Annotated in this window: 16 protein-coding genes and 1 pseudogene; 7 read left to right on the top strand and 10 right to left on the bottom strand. The window is 33.3% G+C overall.

The window, feature by feature from the left end; genetic code table 11:
* The 7 genes and pseudogenes from A9G40_RS15100 to A9G40_RS13175 all read left to right on the top strand — a co-directional run.
* A pseudogene (locus tag A9G40_RS15100) lies at positions 1 to 1,537 on the top strand (hypothetical protein); the annotation flags it as partial.
* Positions 1,538 to 2,317: 780 nt separating this feature from the next.
* Entirely contained in the window at positions 2,318 to 2,452 is a 135-nt protein-coding gene (locus tag A9G40_RS15595; RefSeq protein WP_255307325.1) for a hypothetical protein, read from the top strand.
* Positions 2,453 to 2,618: 166 nt separating this feature from the next.
* Positions 2,619 to 2,873 (top strand): hypothetical protein, encoded by a 255-nt coding sequence (locus A9G40_RS13195; protein ID WP_065583398.1) that lies wholly within the window; start codon positions 2,619 to 2,621, stop codon positions 2,871 to 2,873.
* A gap of 586 nt (positions 2,874 to 3,459) precedes the next feature.
* Positions 3,460 to 3,855: a DUF1161 domain-containing protein gene (locus A9G40_RS13190; RefSeq protein WP_065583397.1), complete on the top strand. Its 396-nt coding sequence runs from the start codon at positions 3,460 to 3,462 to the stop codon at positions 3,853 to 3,855.
* Between the two features lie 130 nt (positions 3,856 to 3,985).
* On the top strand, positions 3,986 to 4,654 hold the full coding sequence (locus A9G40_RS13185) for an SMI1/KNR4 family protein (protein WP_065583396.1): 669 nt from the start codon (positions 3,986 to 3,988) through the stop codon (positions 4,652 to 4,654).
* A gap of 137 nt (positions 4,655 to 4,791) precedes the next feature.
* On the top strand, positions 4,792 to 5,145 hold the full coding sequence (locus A9G40_RS13180; protein ID WP_065583395.1) for a hypothetical protein: 354 nt from the start codon (positions 4,792 to 4,794) through the stop codon (positions 5,143 to 5,145).
* A 771-nt stretch (positions 5,146 to 5,916) separates the two neighbouring features.
* Positions 5,917 to 6,216, top strand: a complete 300-nt coding sequence (locus tag A9G40_RS13175) for a hypothetical protein (RefSeq protein ID WP_065583394.1) — start codon at positions 5,917 to 5,919, stop codon at positions 6,214 to 6,216.
* A 449-nt stretch (positions 6,217 to 6,665) separates the two neighbouring features.
* Here A9G40_RS13175 and A9G40_RS15095 read toward each other — a convergent pair whose 3' ends face one another.
* The 10 genes from A9G40_RS15095 to A9G40_RS13130 all read right to left on the bottom strand — a co-directional run.
* Positions 6,666 to 6,830, bottom strand: coding sequence for a hypothetical protein (locus A9G40_RS15095; RefSeq protein ID WP_176700505.1), 165 nt, complete (start codon positions 6,828 to 6,830; stop codon positions 6,666 to 6,668).
* A 39-nt stretch (positions 6,831 to 6,869) separates the two neighbouring features.
* A complete protein-coding gene (locus A9G40_RS13170) occupies positions 6,870 to 7,991 on the bottom strand; it encodes a hypothetical protein (RefSeq protein WP_065583393.1) in 1,122 nt (373 codons plus the stop codon).
* A 278-nt stretch (positions 7,992 to 8,269) separates the two neighbouring features.
* Positions 8,270 to 8,809 carry a methylated-DNA--[protein]-cysteine S-methyltransferase gene (locus A9G40_RS13165; RefSeq protein WP_065583392.1) on the bottom strand — a complete coding sequence of 180 codons (540 nt, stop codon included), beginning with the start codon at positions 8,807 to 8,809 and terminating at the stop codon, positions 8,270 to 8,272.
* A 197-nt stretch (positions 8,810 to 9,006) separates the two neighbouring features.
* Positions 9,007 to 9,771: a histidine phosphatase family protein gene (locus A9G40_RS13160; RefSeq protein ID WP_065583400.1), complete on the bottom strand. Its 765-nt coding sequence runs from the start codon at positions 9,769 to 9,771 to the stop codon at positions 9,007 to 9,009.
* A 13-nt stretch (positions 9,772 to 9,784) separates the two neighbouring features.
* Entirely contained in the window at positions 9,785 to 11,113 is a 1,329-nt protein-coding gene (locus tag A9G40_RS13155) for an OprD family outer membrane porin (RefSeq protein WP_065583391.1), read from the bottom strand.
* 276 nt (positions 11,114 to 11,389) lie between these two features.
* Positions 11,390 to 12,784 (bottom strand): glycoside hydrolase family 1 protein, encoded by a 1,395-nt coding sequence (locus A9G40_RS13150; RefSeq protein WP_065583390.1) that lies wholly within the window; start codon positions 12,782 to 12,784, stop codon positions 11,390 to 11,392.
* A 2-nt stretch (positions 12,785 to 12,786) separates the two neighbouring features.
* Positions 12,787 to 14,682: a beta-glucoside-specific PTS transporter subunit IIABC gene (locus A9G40_RS13145; RefSeq protein ID WP_065583389.1), complete on the bottom strand. Its 1,896-nt coding sequence runs from the start codon at positions 14,680 to 14,682 to the stop codon at positions 12,787 to 12,789.
* A gap of 191 nt (positions 14,683 to 14,873) precedes the next feature.
* The gene (licT, locus tag A9G40_RS13140) at positions 14,874 to 15,716 is read right to left on the bottom strand and encodes a BglG family transcription antiterminator LicT (protein WP_065583388.1); all 843 of its coding nucleotides are present in this window, start codon (positions 15,714 to 15,716) and stop codon (positions 14,874 to 14,876) included.
* 187 nt (positions 15,717 to 15,903) lie between these two features.
* A complete protein-coding gene (htpG, locus tag A9G40_RS13135) occupies positions 15,904 to 17,778 on the bottom strand; it encodes a molecular chaperone HtpG (protein WP_065583387.1) in 1,875 nt (624 codons plus the stop codon).
* Positions 17,779 to 18,068: 290 nt separating this feature from the next.
* The coding region (locus tag A9G40_RS13130) for a transposase (RefSeq protein WP_255307324.1) at positions 18,069 to 18,883 on the bottom strand (815 nt) is incomplete at its 5' end.

Raw genomic sequence — 18,883 nt, 5'->3', positions numbered from 1 at the left:
GACACCAGACACCAGACACCAGACACCAGACACCAGACACCAGACATGGCAAACCTATGTCTTAAATTTATCAAATAACTACGTTAGACGAGTTTTTACACTTGCCTCATTTTTATCATCGAAATTATCCATAGAATTATTTACAAAAATCCCGTTGGTATTAGGACCATTGTTGTTATTGTCGTATTCGCCCAATTCGCAGGCATTAACGGTGCATACTAGTAATGTTATACAAGGTAGTGCACCATATTTAACATTTGATGGTGGTAAAACTAAAGTGATCACAACCGAGGATTTATTGAATATCACTCTATCGGATGGAACAATAGTTACTCCATCAACCAATACATCAAGCGTAACAAATCCAATAACTTTACCTAAAGGAAGTACTTTAAGCGATATTCACATGTTGATTCCCTCATCAGTTGATTCAGTCAGTTTAAATGATATAGTGAACACTTATCATTATTGGGGCGATGATGATGGTGATGGTCAGGGAGTAAATGGCGTAACCGCAAAAGGAAATCTATCTGCTTATTTTTTCGATAAAAATGGTAATGCTGTTAGTCGTAATGATATTTTAGATATTTGTAAAGCACCTTATAAGGTGATGTTAAGTAGTACAGCGGGATTTTTAAAAACACAGTACGGTGTACCAGATACAAATTATTTCCACCGTCAATCGGTGGAGTACTACATCAGCCCAAATTTACCTCCTAAAATCTGTTATGTAAGACCCAATCTAACCTATGGTACAGGTGATTACGCTGGTCCACCTAATATTTGGAATCCAACTAAAGGATTTCTAGTTCAATCAACTAATCCAACATTTTACGAATTAAATTTTCCGACAACAGGTGCAGATGGCTTGTACTTTGATTTAGACATAGGAGGAGGTCGCCAGTTGACTTGGGCTTCTGTTACGCATGGGGGAATAACAGCTACTGTAACAAGGACATTACCAAATGCAAGCGATGATTGGATATCCAATCATTCAGTAGAGGTAATACGCGTTACGCTAACGGGTCCTAGGGCAAGTGATAACCAAAAAAGCTCAGATTCCCCAAGTCCACTTAGCAAGCCAACCTTGCCTCAAACATTTGAGTTAGTGGGGAGAGATAGTCAAGGTAGTGTGGTCGTTAAGTATGGGTTTGAGTTGAAGCAGTGGTTCGTTAATCGTGGATCTCGATCTAATGACGCTTCTAATCAAGCCTCTTGGTGTAGTCATTTAGGTTATCGTTTTCCACAGGTAAGGGATTTAACTAATGCGGTTTGTTCGGGTAAGTGGTCAGGTCACTGGTGTCAAGGTTCTGTCGGCGCCATACCATCATCATCTGGTAATCATTATCAGCGTCGAATTGGCGCAGGCTTTTTTACTGAGTGGGGCGACATGCTTCATTATACCAATGCGGACTTTGTCGACCGTAACTACTGGACTAGTGATATAGGCAATAATTATTTATTCGGTGTTGACTCGGACGACGGTGATGTGCTTGGTCTGAGAGCTAGTAGGAACGTGCTTTGTGCTGCTAATTAACCATTATGGTTTAGTCCTTAAATGCTAGGGGGAATTATATTTTCAATAGTTGGCAATTTATTAAAAGAGTAAACTTCAATGATTATTTTTATTCATTATGGTTTCGAACGCTTTAGGCTTTTGGTTAAATGAGTTAAATAAATAGCTTTAATAGCAATGTATGAGCTAAGAAAATAGAGCGATTTTCTTAGCAATTTTTTGCTTTAGCTGGGATAAAATGGTCTCTTTGCTATCCTGTTGCAGTTGTCAGCACTTTGTAATGGTGGAAAAACTCCAAAAAACATCACAATAAAAACATAAATTAAACTATAAGTACTTGATTTTATAAAAATTATTAAATCAAAAAAACTAAATAAAATCAATGCTCTACCTGAACGATTTTATGGGGGAATATCAACTCTCATAATATCGAAAATCTAGGCAAACGAGTCGTTATCTAGACCGTCATTTAGTCTGTAATACATTAAAGCAAGCTTTGTTTCGGCGTTACTTTCTTAAAAATATGCTCGTTCGCAGTGACCGAGGATGCTAACCAACAAAGCACTATTTGAATATATTGAAATCTATTATTATTGTATGCGTGGTCGTTCAGCTAAGGACTGGTATGTCCACACTTTTTGGTACTAAAAAGTGTGGACATACCAAATTCTAAAAGTGCTAATTTTGGTTTGATGATTTTTGCTGTTTGATTTATTTCTGACTCTACTTTTTGTGTTATAAAATAATTCAAGCGTCAGATTAAATAAAGACTATTACAATTTAGGTGATAAATATTTAAATATGACTGGTGAAAAAGGCCTTTCTGCTAAAAATTTAATCGCGCTTTTAAAGAATCCAGATGGAATTCAACCCCATCTTCAAATACACGAAAAGAGTGGCAAAATTATACATATCTTTTTCCAATGGGATCCATAAATATAGGAGTGCATATAATGCACAAAGACAATCTCACCCATCTTTTATAAGGAGATGTTTTATTTAATTAATTGATTTATAATGATAAAGCGCTTGGATTTTGGCTTGAGATTAGCTTGCAAATTCAGGTTGATCCTTCATTTACTTTGTAAAGGGGTGATTCGTAATGGATTGGGATGCAAATTTTTTGCCTGAATATAAAAAGAAGATATGTGAAAAATCGGAAGCTAAATTTAAAGTCCGTCAGAATTCTTTTTTAATGGAAGATATTGAAAATGGATTTGATCCTTGCTACGAATGGGTTGGCGAATTTAAATATATCAATTCAATCGATGATTTATTTAGTTACTTAGCAAAAAATAATTTGAATTTGGATGAGATTTTGAGCTATCCACATGGGATGAATGATTATTCATTGTAAAATTTATGCTTATGTAATTTATGATAAACCAATCACATATCATTATGATAAAGCAAATAACAATGAAAAACTATTTGTATACTCAGTATTAAATTTATAGCGTGATATAAAAGATTAATGATTTAATTTGTTACATTATATTAAACCATAATTTATTACTTATCATTAAGCGATCATCATTATAAAAATCCTTACTTGAAAACAGCGAGGATTTTCTACTTTTGGCCGTGTTATTTTAGGGGGATAGTTACATTAGCACAAATACCCTCATACCGTTGATGGTATTTACTCAGATAATGGCGCTGAATACAAATAACAGTTGAGTATACTTTTATTAAACTTTACCAAGCAAATAAAATCAATCAAAATTGAATTTTATTTTAACCAGAATGTGTAAATAACATAGGAAAATCCAGCAGATGAAATCTTTTTAAATAAGATTAATAAAATATAAGATTTTTTAGATTTATTCTGGTCAACTAGGCTTTTGCTAGAAAATAATTGAATAAAAATATACAGTTTATCTATTTATCTAATAGGTTATAATACCCATACTAATCAAACTACATAGAAAGGAATGAAAGGAATGAAAAAAATAATTGGTATATTTTTACTTGGATTGCCTATGTTGTCTTTAGCATCAAATTGTGATGAAGTGAGTGGCAAAATTGCTGAAAAAATTAAAAACAACGGTGTTGATCAGGCTAAATTTCAATTGAAACTCGTGCCAACCGATCAATCGCAACAACAGCATGAAGGAAAGCTCGTTGGATTTTGTGATAATGGACAAAAGAATATCTTCTATGTACGTTTAGATGGTGTATCAACAAAATCCTCTAAATCTACAAATAAAAAGGTAAATAATAAATCGACAAAAACAAAAGTAAAAGTAACAGACCAAAATGCTGAACTACCTGAGTTAAAAATAGATACGTCAGTACCAAGCCCAAAAACACAAACAATACCTGTCATAGTAAAGTAATAGCAAAATATATATAGTGCAAATTAATTTTAATGTGCATTAAATGATATTTTATTGGCACAAATCATATTATCACTTTTAACATGTAGGCGTGCCAGTCTTTATATTAAGCAGTATTTCAGGAGTTAGAGTGTTTAAATCAAAATATAGTGTTCCTAAAAATATAGATAAACGCATTTCAGCGTTAAAATTAAAAACACCTTCAAGCAATGCTTATATTGATTTTTTGAAAAAATATAATGTTGTTGTTTTTGATAATGAAGCCAATATTGACTACTGTATTGATTGTGAGGGCGAATCATTGCCCTTAGAGGTCATTTTGGGTTTTTCAAAGGAAGATAGAGAAGATTTATTAGCTACCAACGATGTCTATTTAAATAGGATACCTGAGGATTATTTTGCCGTAGCAACGCTTAATTACGGCGATTTGCTTTGCTTAAGCCCAAATGGCGAAGTTTATTATTGGGATCATGAAGTGAATGATCTTTATTTTGATATGTCTGTAAAAGGCGGTTATCTAGAACAAAATACTAATCTGAAGTTTGTTACAAATTCGTTTGATACCTTTTTATCAATGATTATTAAAAGTGAAGCCGAGGACGATTATGATCCTGATGAAGATGAATATAATAATCCTAACATTCCTTTTCCTGATGAAACATTAGGCTTTTGGTTGGTATATCCTAAAGTTTTTTGGGGTTTACCAAAAAACATGATTGCTAGTTATCTTAAAAAACTAGAGCTTTCTGACAAAGGGCGCAAAGTGCTTGCTAAATTTAAAGAAGATGGGCTTTTGTGATAATTGTTAAATTTATTAGCTTGATCTTGCCTAAAATGGCGAATTAATCACTTAGAAATAGCACATATCCCCTTAACAAAGTTAGTTGAGTTTGTGGTTTTTTTACATGGCTTTCTAAGATATATGATGAGTGATAAATGAAAAAATCATACTTTGTAACATACGGTAGTGATAAATCTAAAGAAGAAATAAGTGAATTTTTGAATAGTCAATTAGATATAACTTTCTGTGAACATGATAGTTTTTATTTTGGCGTGTACTTTTCTTACTCTGGAGCTTATGCGGATAAATTGACTATTAAAGATAATTATATTTCACTATCCAATGAGTGGTTGAATGAAGAATATAAACAGTTCAATACACTGATTGAAGCTTCTTTTATCAATGGAAAAAATGTTGATAAGCTAGATAAATATAACACATTAAAAAAGCAATTTAATCAATTCAGTGTGCTATCGATTATTAATGATAAATGCATTGAGGAGGATTAATTGCTACTAAATATAGTGAAAATATCAAACCTAAATTAGGTAAATGCTGGGAATTAAGTCTCTATTCAGATAAATATTAATACGCAAGTTTACGTAATGCTTGCCTAAAATGGTACAGCTAAAAGTAGAATATCTTTAATGGTAGAAATAATAGCGGATTTAGTTGTGAAAAAATGACAGAACACCAAATTATATCCATATTAAAAGAAGTCCAAGTAACGATTTTTGTTAAAGCATTGAAAATCTAGATGGCTAGTTATATAAGGATCATACAAGAGTCGTTTTTGATAATTGTCATATTTTGTTGATTTTGTATGCCTGATATGTTTACTACCAAGGTTAACAATATCATTTTATCCATTATGTAAATTAGCTATACCTAAATCTTTTTCCATTTACTCATCAATTTTACGTTAAAGATTTTATTTATTTCTTTTGGGATTTATATTTTTATAAAAAATATTCAGGATTCTATACCGTTTGAGTGCGAAACTAATTGATTACATCAAATTTGATGTTAATAATCTCAATCAAGCAAGAAGCATAACCGAAGAATGGCGAATCATTTATAATACCTAAATGTCTTGTAAGGGTTTAGATAGTATGACATCTTTATCATGAAAAAATATTAATTTATGCAATTTGCTAGTGTAATAGATGTTGATAATAGAGAGATTAAAATCGTATTACCAAAATGAAAATTACTTTAAAAAATAGAATAGACAAGCGTTTAGTTGAGTTTGAATCTGACTTAGGTTATGGCGTTGCTATTTGGGGGAAAATAAACCATTATTAAACGTGGCTTATCATGTTGAATTAGATATTAACGATTTTTTTCAATGGAGTAGAAATATAACACTTGGCAAAAAACATGAAGCTTACATCAATTTGATTGATAACAACATCGTGTTTAATGCAAAAGTAATATCTTGTGAAGATAAAGGGGTTTTAGTTTTGTCAGTTGCAAATGATATTGTTTTTATAGAAACATCTGACACATGTGAAGTTGGCGCTTATGTCTCATTTTTTACTACGCCTGATAAAGTGATATTACATCCAATAGAACTGTAATATTTAAATAACTATGCAAGTGAGTTTGGCTTATCCATTTTGCTTGCTTCATCTTATTCGTCATTGCGAACTTTGGTCAGCGTAATAAACCAAAGTTTATTAACAGAATTTAAAATCAATAGGTTAGGTAATATGTTAATGGTTGGTTAACGAATTTTAAATTTAAAAAATCTCCACTGTTAATGTGTTTGATATCAATACTGGCGGTAAATTAGTATTTTGATAAATTAGCGTGCTTCCACTGTAGAAAAGTATTTAAATTTGTCCTATATCATCTATATGGTTTACTGTATACTTTGGTAATGATTGAATGATATTAGAGGATAACAAATCATTAAAATTGGTTTTCATTATTCCATTTTTATCATCAATAGCTATATCACTCAAGGCTTGTTTATCCTCTGATAAGTTAAGTAGTTCGTAGTTGTTATCCCCTTTTTGGGATATGCCTATTTCGATATCAAAATCCCTATTTTAGCCGTGTATAAAATTGCTGGTTTCATTGTTTCTATTTGGCAATGATGAAGAAAAGCCTCTCTTTTTAAACAAGGTAAGCTTTTTAAAAAACCGCCATTATTAATGATATCAATAAGATCAATATGTAATGTTTTCATCTTTATAATATATCTTACACTAAGTTGTAGCCATTTAAATTAATCATCATCATATACATAGCCATCAATCATTTTACCTTTATACCATACCATATTTTTATAGAGTATATTATCCTCATCAATGTAGTGGGGATTATCAAAATGAATATTATTTCTTTTTAGCAAACAATTATTATATTCATTGTCATTGCATTGTCTGTCTTGGTTGGTATCAATATTTTTTAACTGACAGCTGTTTTTCATATGGATATATTGGTGTTTTTTATAATGGTAGATACTTTGTATTGTTGTCAAAATCTTTTGTTGTTTTTCATTATAATCGTAACAATCTTTTTGACCCGTAGCTGTGTTATCTTTTGAGTTAAAATAGATATTACTGCCCCATAAGTTTGTTGCAACAAATTTACCATTGACATTAATATAGTAATCTTCGTTGTCTCCTAATCTAGACTGTGAAGGATATTTTTTAATGGCTAAATCAAGTTGACCATCAAAATTGATATCTTTTAACTCAATACTGTTAAAGTAATTGTAGCTATAATTTAAATTTCTTATTTTTTGTAGTAATTGATGGTTATTTTTGGCATAAATATTAATACCAACCAGTCTAATTTTTTCTTGTTTTTTTTTCGATAATACCGCAGTAAAATAGGCTTTATCAGATGAATCAGATTGTAATAATTCTAAATGATTAAATTCATCCTCTTTTTTATTACTTATTTCAAATTGCTTTTGTAAAGTTACCGTATATTGTTGGTTTTTCTTGCCATCAAACCAATAACCCATCAAATTCTGGTTAAAAATTTTTGGCGCCTTGTTCTGTTCTGCCCATATATGATTAAATTTAAAATAACTGATTGAGTCTTTAAACTTTATTTGGTTAGTATTGTTATCGATATAAATATCGGTATCATCATAAAGCGTTAAATCAGTTTGCTTGCTTACATTATCGCATGAGCTAATAAACTTACAATCAGAGGATAATGGGTGTTGTATTTGTTTATGATCATCTTTATCAACCCAAAAAGCATTGATAAAATTGCTGTCTGAATATAACGTTATTTCTTTATTGGCAATATGGCCTTTGTAAACATAGGTTGAACCTAATACAGGAGAAGAGAGTATTAAAAGTAAAACAAGTGGTATATTTTTAATTTTCATTATTCCCTATCCGTAGGTATTATTTTAAATTTGAGTGGGTTAAATAATTAATTTCTATAGCTAAGATCATTATTTAATCGCTTTAATTAGTCATGTTTACGAGTTTGAGTATAAACTAATTAAGTCATTTTTTTAATATCAAATGAACTCAATCTTTTAAAAAGAGTACATCGAAAAATTTATTTCATATCAAGAAACTTCAGTTAGTGCCATATTTCATGTATAAAAATAAGTGTTTTAAAAAACAATGAATATTAAGTTAGTGCAATTTTTATTCTCTAAATGGTGGTACTTTTAGTTGGAAGATGAAATTGAGAGGTATCTATACCTTCGTATTTAAGTAGGGCTATTTTTTTATCGATCCCACCTGCATATCCTGTTAAGTTGCCATTTGCACCGATAACTCGATGGCAGGGAATAATGATTGATATGGGGTTATGACCAACAGCACCGCCCACAGCTTGGCTTGACATGCTTGCTTGGTGGTTTTGTAACGCTATCTGTTTTGCAATGTCGCCGTAAGTAACAACCTCACCATAGGGAATTTTGCATAAAATTTCCCATACTAAATGGCGAAAAGGTGTACCTTTGGGCGCAAGTTCTAGTCTATTTAGATTCGGTCTTTTCCCTAAAAAATAATCATCAAGCCATTTTTGGGTAGAATTAAAAATGGGCAAATTAGGCTTTTCTTCTTTTTGTGCAGTTATCATATCACCAAAATATTTTTGTCCTTCAATCCATGCTCCAACAAGTTTATCTTGCTGGCTGGCTAGGGTAATAAGCCCCATTGGTGATGAATATTGGCATACATAAAACATATTAGCCTCCTTAATGCCTGATAAAAATCATGGCAAATTATGCTTGTTTATGGTGATAAATACTACAAATTTATTTAATAATATTGCGAATAAATGGCAATGAAAAATATGGCTCATTAGTGAGCCATATATTGTAAAGCTATTTAGCCTAAAGTTTTTGGCTGAAGTTATTTAAACTGAAGTTGCTTAGGATAAAGTTAGTTAGTCTGATTTTTACCTTTTTCGACGTAGCTCATATCACCTAAACTTTCGACAATAAATTTTCCATCATCTGTATAACGAATTTTAGTGACACTGGCGTTGCCTAATCCTGCTGTAATTGGTTTATCTAGCCATTCTTCAACCATAGCCATAATTGCCATGCCATGAGAGACCACTAAAACATTACCTCCACCTTGCGCTTTGGCTGATTCAGCAATAGTTTTTAATGATGCTTGCATACGCGTTTTTACTTTATTGTAGTCTTCGGCTTCGCCTGATTTTTCAACTGCAGCAATAGCATTCATCATTTTTTTTAGGGTAACTTTACCTTTTGCCATGTCATCCATTAGATCTTTATCAGATGCATAACCTAAATATTTTGCAGCAGGATTCCACATATTAGGATCAAGATCACCTTCATAATCACCAAAACAGGTTTCACGCAATCCTTCCATTTCATTAATTTGAATTTTGTCACCTTTAGTTTCTAAAACAATGCGGGCAGTTTGTCGTGCTCGACCTAAATCACTAGAATAAGCCGAAATAAATTTAACATCTTTTAAACCGCGTCCTAGTTGTTCGGCCACTTCAACCCCTGGTTTGGTTAGTGGCGTATCAGACCAGCCTTGAGCACGATGTACGTTATTAAACATAGTTTTACCATGGCGAGTGACATAGAGATATACATCATCAGCAAAAGCTTGTGATAAGGTTGTTATTGAAATAATTAATGTGCTAATTAATATAATAAATTTTTTCATTGTTTTGTCCTCTTTATAATAAATTAAATCGGTAATCAATTACCGTTTCCGCCGAAAGTGAAGGTGAACGTTGGTATTTTCCGTGTCTAAGTTTAGGTGTAAGGTCTGAGGCACTGACTGTTTTATAAGACCAACCATATCCGACCTTTGATAAAATAGAAAAATTTTTAAAAGCGCCACTAGTTGGTTTCCATATATCAAAAACGTTAACTTCGCCATTTTTTAATGTATTATGTTTGTAGTTAAATTGACCATAATTCATATATAAACCTGTACTATTATCTTTAACAAAATCGTAACTCATTACGGTGGTTAGTACGAGCTCTCCGTCTCGCATATAATCTGCGCCTGCAGCCGCAAGACCATTAAAACGCGCCCGCGTATTTTTACCTAAATGTCGATTATAATGTCCTAGAGCATTGTGTTTATTGGCATCGGTATAAGCCAATCCAACTTTGACACTCCAATCTTGCTCTTTCCATTCAACATCAGTTGCATAATGCCAAGCATGATCTTCAAACTCTTTTTTGTTTTGTTTCATAGCATCATAATTATCGAGTGCATAGCTACCATAGAATTGCCCACCTAAAATGAGTTTTTGTATTGGCTTATAGGATAATTCAATTGCATGGCGTCTTAGGTAATCTTTGGCAACGCCATAAGAATAATCTAAAGTGATATTTTTATCTTTGTAAGCAATTTCTGCTGTGGAAATATTATTAATGACTTTTTTACGGTCATTGGTTAAAAAATGTAATTTTTTAGATGATTCTCGTGGTAGGGTGCTATTTATATAAGCTAATGAAAAGTAAATATTATCATATTTAAAAATACCACTATAACCAAGATAACTATTCCGAGTCAGGTGCTGAGTTGAACTAATTACACCTAAATCTTTCAGACTATGCCAACCCGCTTTACCATTGAAATTAATGGCGTCATTGCCCAGTTTAACTTTTGCATAACGTTGGGTAAATTTATTAAAGCCGTGGGCATGGTGTTTGTTATAGCTTTTACCATCATTATACAGTAAATTACGGGTCGCAAAATAATCGCTCGCACCTAACTTAATTATATTGCTATATGTTACATCAAAACCAATTATATCAAGTAAATAGCCTGATTTATAATCAAAAGTAAATGCTTGCCCCCAAGCACTATGAACTTCTTTTGGTTGGGCGGCATTTTCTTTTAAATACTTCCAGTGATTACGAGTTGAAAAATCAAATTTAGAATCTTTAAAAAATGCATTATCTAAGATTGAGCTATTGATGGTTTCATTTGCAAATATAGAACAACTTGATATCCCTATTAACATCATTATTAGATATTTTATTTTCATTGTTATTTTTCCTAACTTATTTTTATATTTAAAAAAAACTAAATGTTAAATCGGAGAACAATGCTCTAATTAATATTTAGGTTTTGCCTGCTAAAAGCAGTAACAATCCAATATGTTAAAATTCAATTTCTTATTGATGTCGTTTTATAGTAATTATGATTAATAATATATTTTTATTTTTCTATTAGGTTAATTGTTTGTCTAGCTACATATTGCGATATTGTCGTTGGGAAAAGTAGGGAATTGATATGGGTAATCCCCCCTCTTCAAATTACCTTATTTTTTTAAATTTTCACCTTTCGATGCAATTACTGATTGATACCAATAGAAGCTTTTCTTTTTATAGCGATTTAGCGTTCCTGAGCCATCTTGGTTTAAATCTACATAGATAAACCCATAACGTTTAGTCACTTCTGCTTTCGATGCGCTGATAAGATCTATTGGTCCCCAACTGGTGTATCCCATCACTTCAACACCATCATTAATGGCTTCTCGAATTTGCACTAAATGATCATTCATATAATTTATTCGATAATCATCATTGATAGTGCCATCAGTTTCTAATTTATCTTTAGCGCCTAAACCGTTTTCGACAATAAATAATGGTTTTTGATAACGTTCATAAAGTAAATTAAGCAAGTAACGAATTCCAACAGGATCGATTTGCCATCCCCATTCTGATGCTTTAAGGTAAGGATTAGGAACCATGTCTAAAATGTTACCTTTAGTTTTTTGTGATTCATCTGAAGTTGCACAGCAACTCATGTAATAGCTAAATGAAACAAAATCGACCGTTTCTTGCAGATCTTCTTTATCTTGTTCGGTAATATCAAGGTGGATGTTGCTTTCTTTAAAAAAGCGATTCATATAAGTTGGATAATGACCACGAACTTGCACATCACCAAAAAATAACCAACCATGATTTTCTTGATGAGTTGCCCACACATCTTCTGGTTTTGGGGTAAGCGGGTAAGCTACTGCGCCTAATAACATATTGCCAATTTTGGCATCAGGGATCATTTGATGACAAAGTTTAACCGCTCGGCTACTGGCAACTAATTGATGATGAATCGCTTGGTAGATTTGTTGTTTGGTGCTGTTTCTATCCAAGCCTACACCCGTAAACGGTTCATGCAATGACATATTGATTTCATTGAAAGTTAACCAATATTTAACTTTATCTTTATAACGTGCAAAAACGGTTTTAGCATAACGAGTAAAAAATTCGATCACTTTACGATTGCCCCAACCGCCATATTGAGTGACAAGATAATAGGGCATTTCATAATGTGATAAAGTGACTAATGGCGTGATGTTGTGCTTTGCCATTTCATCAAATAATTTATCATAAAAGGCTAGCCCAGCTTCATTGGGTTGTTCTTCGTCTCCATTCGGAAATATGCGTGTCCAAGCAATTGATGTGCGTAAACATGTAAATCCCATTTCAGCAAATAGGGCAATATCTTCTGGGTAACGATGATAAAAATCGATAGCGTTGTCTTTTATACTGGAAATCTTGGTTTCATTGCGATTGATAATATCACCAAACAAACCATTGGGTGTGCAATCTGATGTTGATAAGCCTTTACCTTTTTCACGATAAGCGCCTTCAACCTGATTGGCGGCAATGGCACCTCCCCAAAGAAAATTATTAGGAAATTGTGTTGACATTTTTACTCCTTATTTTGGGATAACGCTAATAAAGCCTCTCCACTTTGTATATTTTCATGTTTAAAAATACGTTGTATATCTTGATAACTATCACTGTTAGTAATAATAATTGGTGTGGTGACTTCGAAACCAGCTTGTTTAATGGCTTCTATATCAAAGCTCACTAATAAATCACCTTTTTTTACTTTACTACCAGCTTCGATGTGTGCTTGGAAATGTTGCCCATCTAATTTTACGGTATCAATACCAATATGGATTAATAGTTCGGCTCCAGAATCTGTTTGAAAACCAATGGCGTGTTTAGTTCTAAAAAGTGAAACGACTTCACCATCGTCAGGCGCTACTGCTTGACCGACTGTTGGAATGATTGCGACACCTTTACCCATTAATTCACTAGCAAAAGTTGGGTCATTTACTTCTTTCAAATCAATTAGTTTTCCTGTCATTGGGCTTGAAATAGCAACGATGGCTTGTTTAACTTCATTAACTTTGTTATTTGCTTCATTGCTTTGTGCTGGCTGTGCATCGTCTGCTTTTTTATCTTTTGGAATACCAAATAGATAAGTAACGATTGTGGCAATAACAAATGAGATAATCGAACCAAACAGAACTGCATAAAATTGTGCGCCAATTCCGGTTGGTGGGATTAATTGTAAGAAAGAAAAGATACTAATAAAGCTGAATGAGTAGATAACTGAATGAAAATAACCAACAATACCACCACCGATCATTGCGGAGACACAGCCGATGATAAATGGGCGTTTTAGTGGTAAGTTAACCCCATAAATTGCTGGCTCTGTTACCCCGAAAATCCCTGATAATACAGAAGAACTAGCTAACGCTCTAACTTGTTGATCTTTACTACGTAACATAACCGCCAATACAGCACCGACTTGGGCAAATACCGCAGGGAATAAAATTGGAACCATAAAATCTTCTTGCTTCAGCGAGATATTGTTCATCGAAAATGGTACTAATCCCCAATGGATGCCAAAAACAACCATTACCTGCCAAAGCCCTGCTAAAATCATGGAAGCAATGACGGAGTTAAGTTCATAAACATAGAGGATACCGCTAGCAACAATATTACTCAAAAATGACACTACTGGACCAATGGCGGCAAAAGTTAATGGCACGGTAATTATCAAACCAAATAGTGGTGAAATAAATTTTTTGAACGAATCATGCATGATCTTGTTAAAGTTACGTTCTAATAATGAATAGAACCACGCTGCTAAAATTACCGGAAAAACCGATGAAGGATAAGGAATTAATTCAATAGGAATACTGAAAAACTCGGTTTTTAATTCAAAAGCATTACCTAACATACCAACAACACTAGGATGAACTAACGCCCCACCTAATGCCATACCGACATAAGGATTACCGCCAAATTTTTTAACGGCTGAAAAACCAAGAATTATTGGTAAATAATAAAAAGGTGCATCGGCAATTGCATTTAAGAAGTTGTAAGTTGGCGTGTTAGTTGTAACAACTTCCATCATTTGTAACATCGAAATTATTCCTTTGAAAATTCCCCCAGCGACAAGTACCACTAAGGCAGGAATAAAAATGCCTGACACTAAATCAATCAGTTTTGACATTACACCTTTTTTAGTGCCTGCTGGTGTCTCCGTTGCTGGTTTTTCACTAAGGTTTGTTAGTGCCATAATATCACTAAATACATCTGCAACATTATTGCCGATAACAACCTGAAATTGCCCACCACTTTGTACAACAGTAATCACACCAACTTGTTTTTTTATTGCTTCTGCGTCTGCTTTTGATTCATCTTTTAATGCAAATCTAAGTCTAGTTGCACAGTGCACTAGGCTGATAATGTTTTCCTTACCGCCTACAAGTTCAATAATTGACTCGGCAAGTTGTTTATTTTTCATACCTTATCCTTTTTTATGCAAAAAAAAACCTAAGTCCCTCTTTAAGAGAGGTGCTCAGGTTTTGCTCACATAGCAATTCATTTTATACTATGCAATAACAATCCAAAAATGATTGACTTAAGCTAACATAATTTAGGCTGGATGAACATAGTGATTTGAAATATAATGATTAAAATGTGACTCATATCACATTATTGTTTTTTAAGTTCCATGCGCAATCGTTCGATATGTATGGTTAAATATAAACTTTCATCGTCAGTTAAAGGGTGCTGGTATTGTTGTATTAAATGTAAATCGATCTGTTTAGTACAAAGATAGGCTAGCTCATACTTTTGCCGAATTAATTCATATAAGGAGCTATCTTGTTGTGTTTGTTTGTTTTGACTTAAGATACGGTGAGCAAAAAATTTTAAATGGGTAACAAAGCGCTGATAGGACAAACAATCTTCATCATATTCAAATTTAAAATGATATTTTACGATATTAAGGATTTCACGCATGATTTTTGTCATGTTGACAATATTGGGCATGGTGCCATTTAATTGTGCATTGATGATATGAAAAGTAATAAAACCCGCTTCGTCTTCGGGTAACTCAATTGATAACCGCTTTTTTATAATTGATAAGGCGTATAAACCAATTTGAAACTCCTTAGGGTAAAATTTTTTGATCTCCCATAAAAAACCGTTGGGTATATTAAATCCTTGTTTATGGCGCTCAATGGCAAAATGGATATGATCTGTTAACGAAATATAAATGCTATCTTGCAATTTGCCATCTATACATTTTTTTGCATGATTAATGATAACTTCAGATGTCGTCAATACTTCAAAAGGGATTTCTGAAAGCAATTCTTTAAATTTTGGCAATATGACTTTATTATCTAGTGAAAACTGCTTTTCTATCTGACTAGGATCGATTAAATCGCCTTCACGCTTTTTAAACCCAATTCCACGCCCAGTGACAATTAATTCACTGCCTTTATCATCAAGTGTAACAATAACATTGTTATTTAATATTTTATAAACTTTCATTAGATATGATCAATTCCTTATGTTGGTTTATTATGAATCGTCATAAAAAAATCGAAAGAAGAAAAACAAAAAAATGTGACAAGAATCATAATATTTATTTAAATATTATGATTCTTGCGAATAAATGCGAATAAAAAAGCCTCGATAGCGCTAACTTATCGAGGCTGATATAGGCAATATTATCTGATTATTGCGCCAATAATTTATTCATGGTTTGAATAAACTTACTTGGATCACTTAACGAACCTTTTTCCGCAAGTAAAGCCTGATCAAGCAATAATTCAACCCAGTCATTAAATGCGCTTTCATCTTGCGTATCGACAATACGTTTAACCAATTTATGATCTGGATTGATTTCAAACGTATATTTGATTTCTGGCGCTTTTTGACCTGCAGCAGCAAACAATTTAGCCATTTGTGTACTCATTTCGTCAGCGGCTGTGGTGACAATTGCAGGTGTATCAGTTAACCGATGAGTTAATTTAACGTCTTTCACCTTATCGCCTAATGTGTTTTTGACTCGTTCAATAAATGGCTCAAGTTCTTTTTCAACTTGTTTTTGCTCTTCTGTATCTTGATCGGCAAGCTTTTCAATAGATTCGTCGGATTTACTGATTGATTGGAATTGTTTACCATCAAATTCCGTTAAATTGCTCATCATCCATTCATCAATGCGATCAGATAATAATAATACTTCAATACCTTTTTTGTGGAATAGCTCAAGATGAGGACTATTTTTTGCCGCACCATAGCTATCAGCGGTAATGTAATAGATCTTCTCTTGACCTTCTTGCATACGGCTAATGTAATCTTCTAGTGACACCGTTTGCACATCGCTATCGGTATGCGTTGAAGCAAAGCGAAGTAATTTAGCGATTGCATCACGGTTTGCAAAGTCTTCACCAGTACCTTCTTTTAATACTAAGCCAAATTCACTCCAAAATTGTTGATATTGTTCTTTGTCGTCTTTAGCCAGTTTTTCAAGCATTTGTAACACACGCTTAGTACATGCATTACGCAAGTTTTGTGTGATTTTGTTATCTTGCAAAATTTCACGCGATACATTTAATGGAAGATCGTTTGAATCAATTAAACCTTTTACAAAGCGTAAATAATTAGGCATAAATTGTTCGGCATCATCCATAATAAATACACGTTGTACGTAAAGCTTTAAGCCGTGTTTATTATCACGATTCCACAAATCCCAAGGCGCTTTCGCAGGAATATAAAGTAAGCTGGTATACTCTTGCTTACCTTCAACGCGATTATGACTCCAGCTTATTGGATCGGCAAAATCATGCGATAAATGTTTATAAAACTCTTTATATTCGTCATCGGTCACCTCAGATTTGCTACGAGTCCAAAGTGCTTGAGCTTTATTGACTTTTTCCCATTTCACTTCTTTGCTTTCTTCGTCAGTGGTTTGCACTTCAACAGGGAGTGAAATGTGATCAGAATATTTGCTAATAATAGAACGCAAACGCCAATCGTCTAAAAACTCTTTTTCGTCTTCTTTTAAGTGTAAAGTGATTTCGGTACCACGAGTTTCTTTATTATCATCAGAGATCGTATATTCACCTTCACCAGCAGATTCCCACATAACCGCTTCGTCAGCTTTGGCTGTGGCTGCGCGCGTTCTCACTGTAACTTTGTCAGCAACAATAAAGGCTGAATAAAATCCAACACCAAATTGACCAATGAGTTGGCTATCTTTTGCTTGATCGCTACCAATTGATTCCAAAAATGCTTTAGTACCTGATTTAGCAATAGTCCCTAAATTTTCAATCACTTCATCGCGGGTCATACCAATGCCATTATCAGCAATGGTTAATGTGCCAGCTTCTTTATTAGTAGAAATGCGCACACCCAGTTCACCATCACCAGCATATAGGTCTGGGTTTTCAAGCGCTTTAAAACGTAATTTATCGGCTGCATCAGATGCGTTTGAAATGAGTTCTCTTAAAAAAATCTCCTTATTTGAATATAAAGAGTGAATCATTAAATGTAGAATTTGTTTAACTTCAGATTGAAATCCACGAGTTTCAGTACCTTGCTTACTCATTGACTAGTTCCTCTATCATATTTAGTCATTTCAATTAATGCTAATGGCGAAAATGACTTTGTTATCAACTAACTTTTTCATTTCGCTAGCTTATTAGTTCATCGCTAGTTAGTATTAATTGAATAAATTAACATAATGGTTTGATTTATTGATGTATTGCTATATGGGAATAAAAAAATGAATTTCAATAGAAAATGTCAAATTTATTCATTAGTTGGTTGTTTTTTGTTAAACAATTTTGTTAAAAACATTTTTAATGAAAAGAAAAAAGCCTTGAATATATCAAGGCTTCAGATTGATGACAAACCTCGATATAATTCGGGGTTTATTTTTTTATTTAAACCATAAATAGGATTTTTAATTTGGATTTTATTAAATAAATTAAAAAATAGCCTAAAAAAACGTAACAAAAATAGCTTTATCGCTATTTTCTTGATATTTTGAGCCGTTGCGGCCAATAAACACTGCATTTGAACCTGCGCTCTTCCTCTAAATCGTGCATAGCGATGTCCGTGATGTTGTTTAGCATCAGCAAAGCTGCGCTCTATCGTTTCTTTTCGCCGAGCATAGACTTTTTTACCCCACTGACTTAAACGAATCTCGTTGGCTTTCTCTTTATCTGCTTCCCAGATATGCCGTGTGATGACTTTCTGTGTATTTTTACTCTGTGTACACTGTGACAATAACGGACAGATTTTGCAGGTTGTTGCATCAGAATGATAATGACGATAACCTTCCCTGCTGGTAGTTTTATATATTAATGTTTGCCCGTTTGGGCAAGTATAAGTATCGTTTTGACTGTTATAGATAAACTGCTTTTTTCTGATGGGATTCGCACCATGGGTGGGACGACGATAACCCAACACCGGATATATCTGCTCTGCCAGCAGTAAATGGCAAATGGGAGCCGTAAAATAACCCGCATCAAGGCCGACACCAACCGGATTAAAGCCAAACCGCTCTAACTGGCGTTTTAATCGAGCCATGTAAGGCTGGGGATCATGGATATTTCCAGCTGTGACATAGGTATCGGTAATTAAATTATGTTTGCCATCAACCGTTCGGTGATCTAAGTAGAAGAACCCTTTAGGCTTGCCTTCCCGAT

The sequence above is a fragment of the Gilliamella sp. Nev3-1 genome (assembly GCF_001690435.1).
Lineage (GTDB): Bacteria > Pseudomonadota > Gammaproteobacteria > Enterobacterales > Orbaceae > Gilliamella > Gilliamella apicola_C.
The sequence above is the reverse complement of the archived record's forward strand: the minus strand, read 5'-3'. Positions and strand labels throughout refer to the sequence as shown.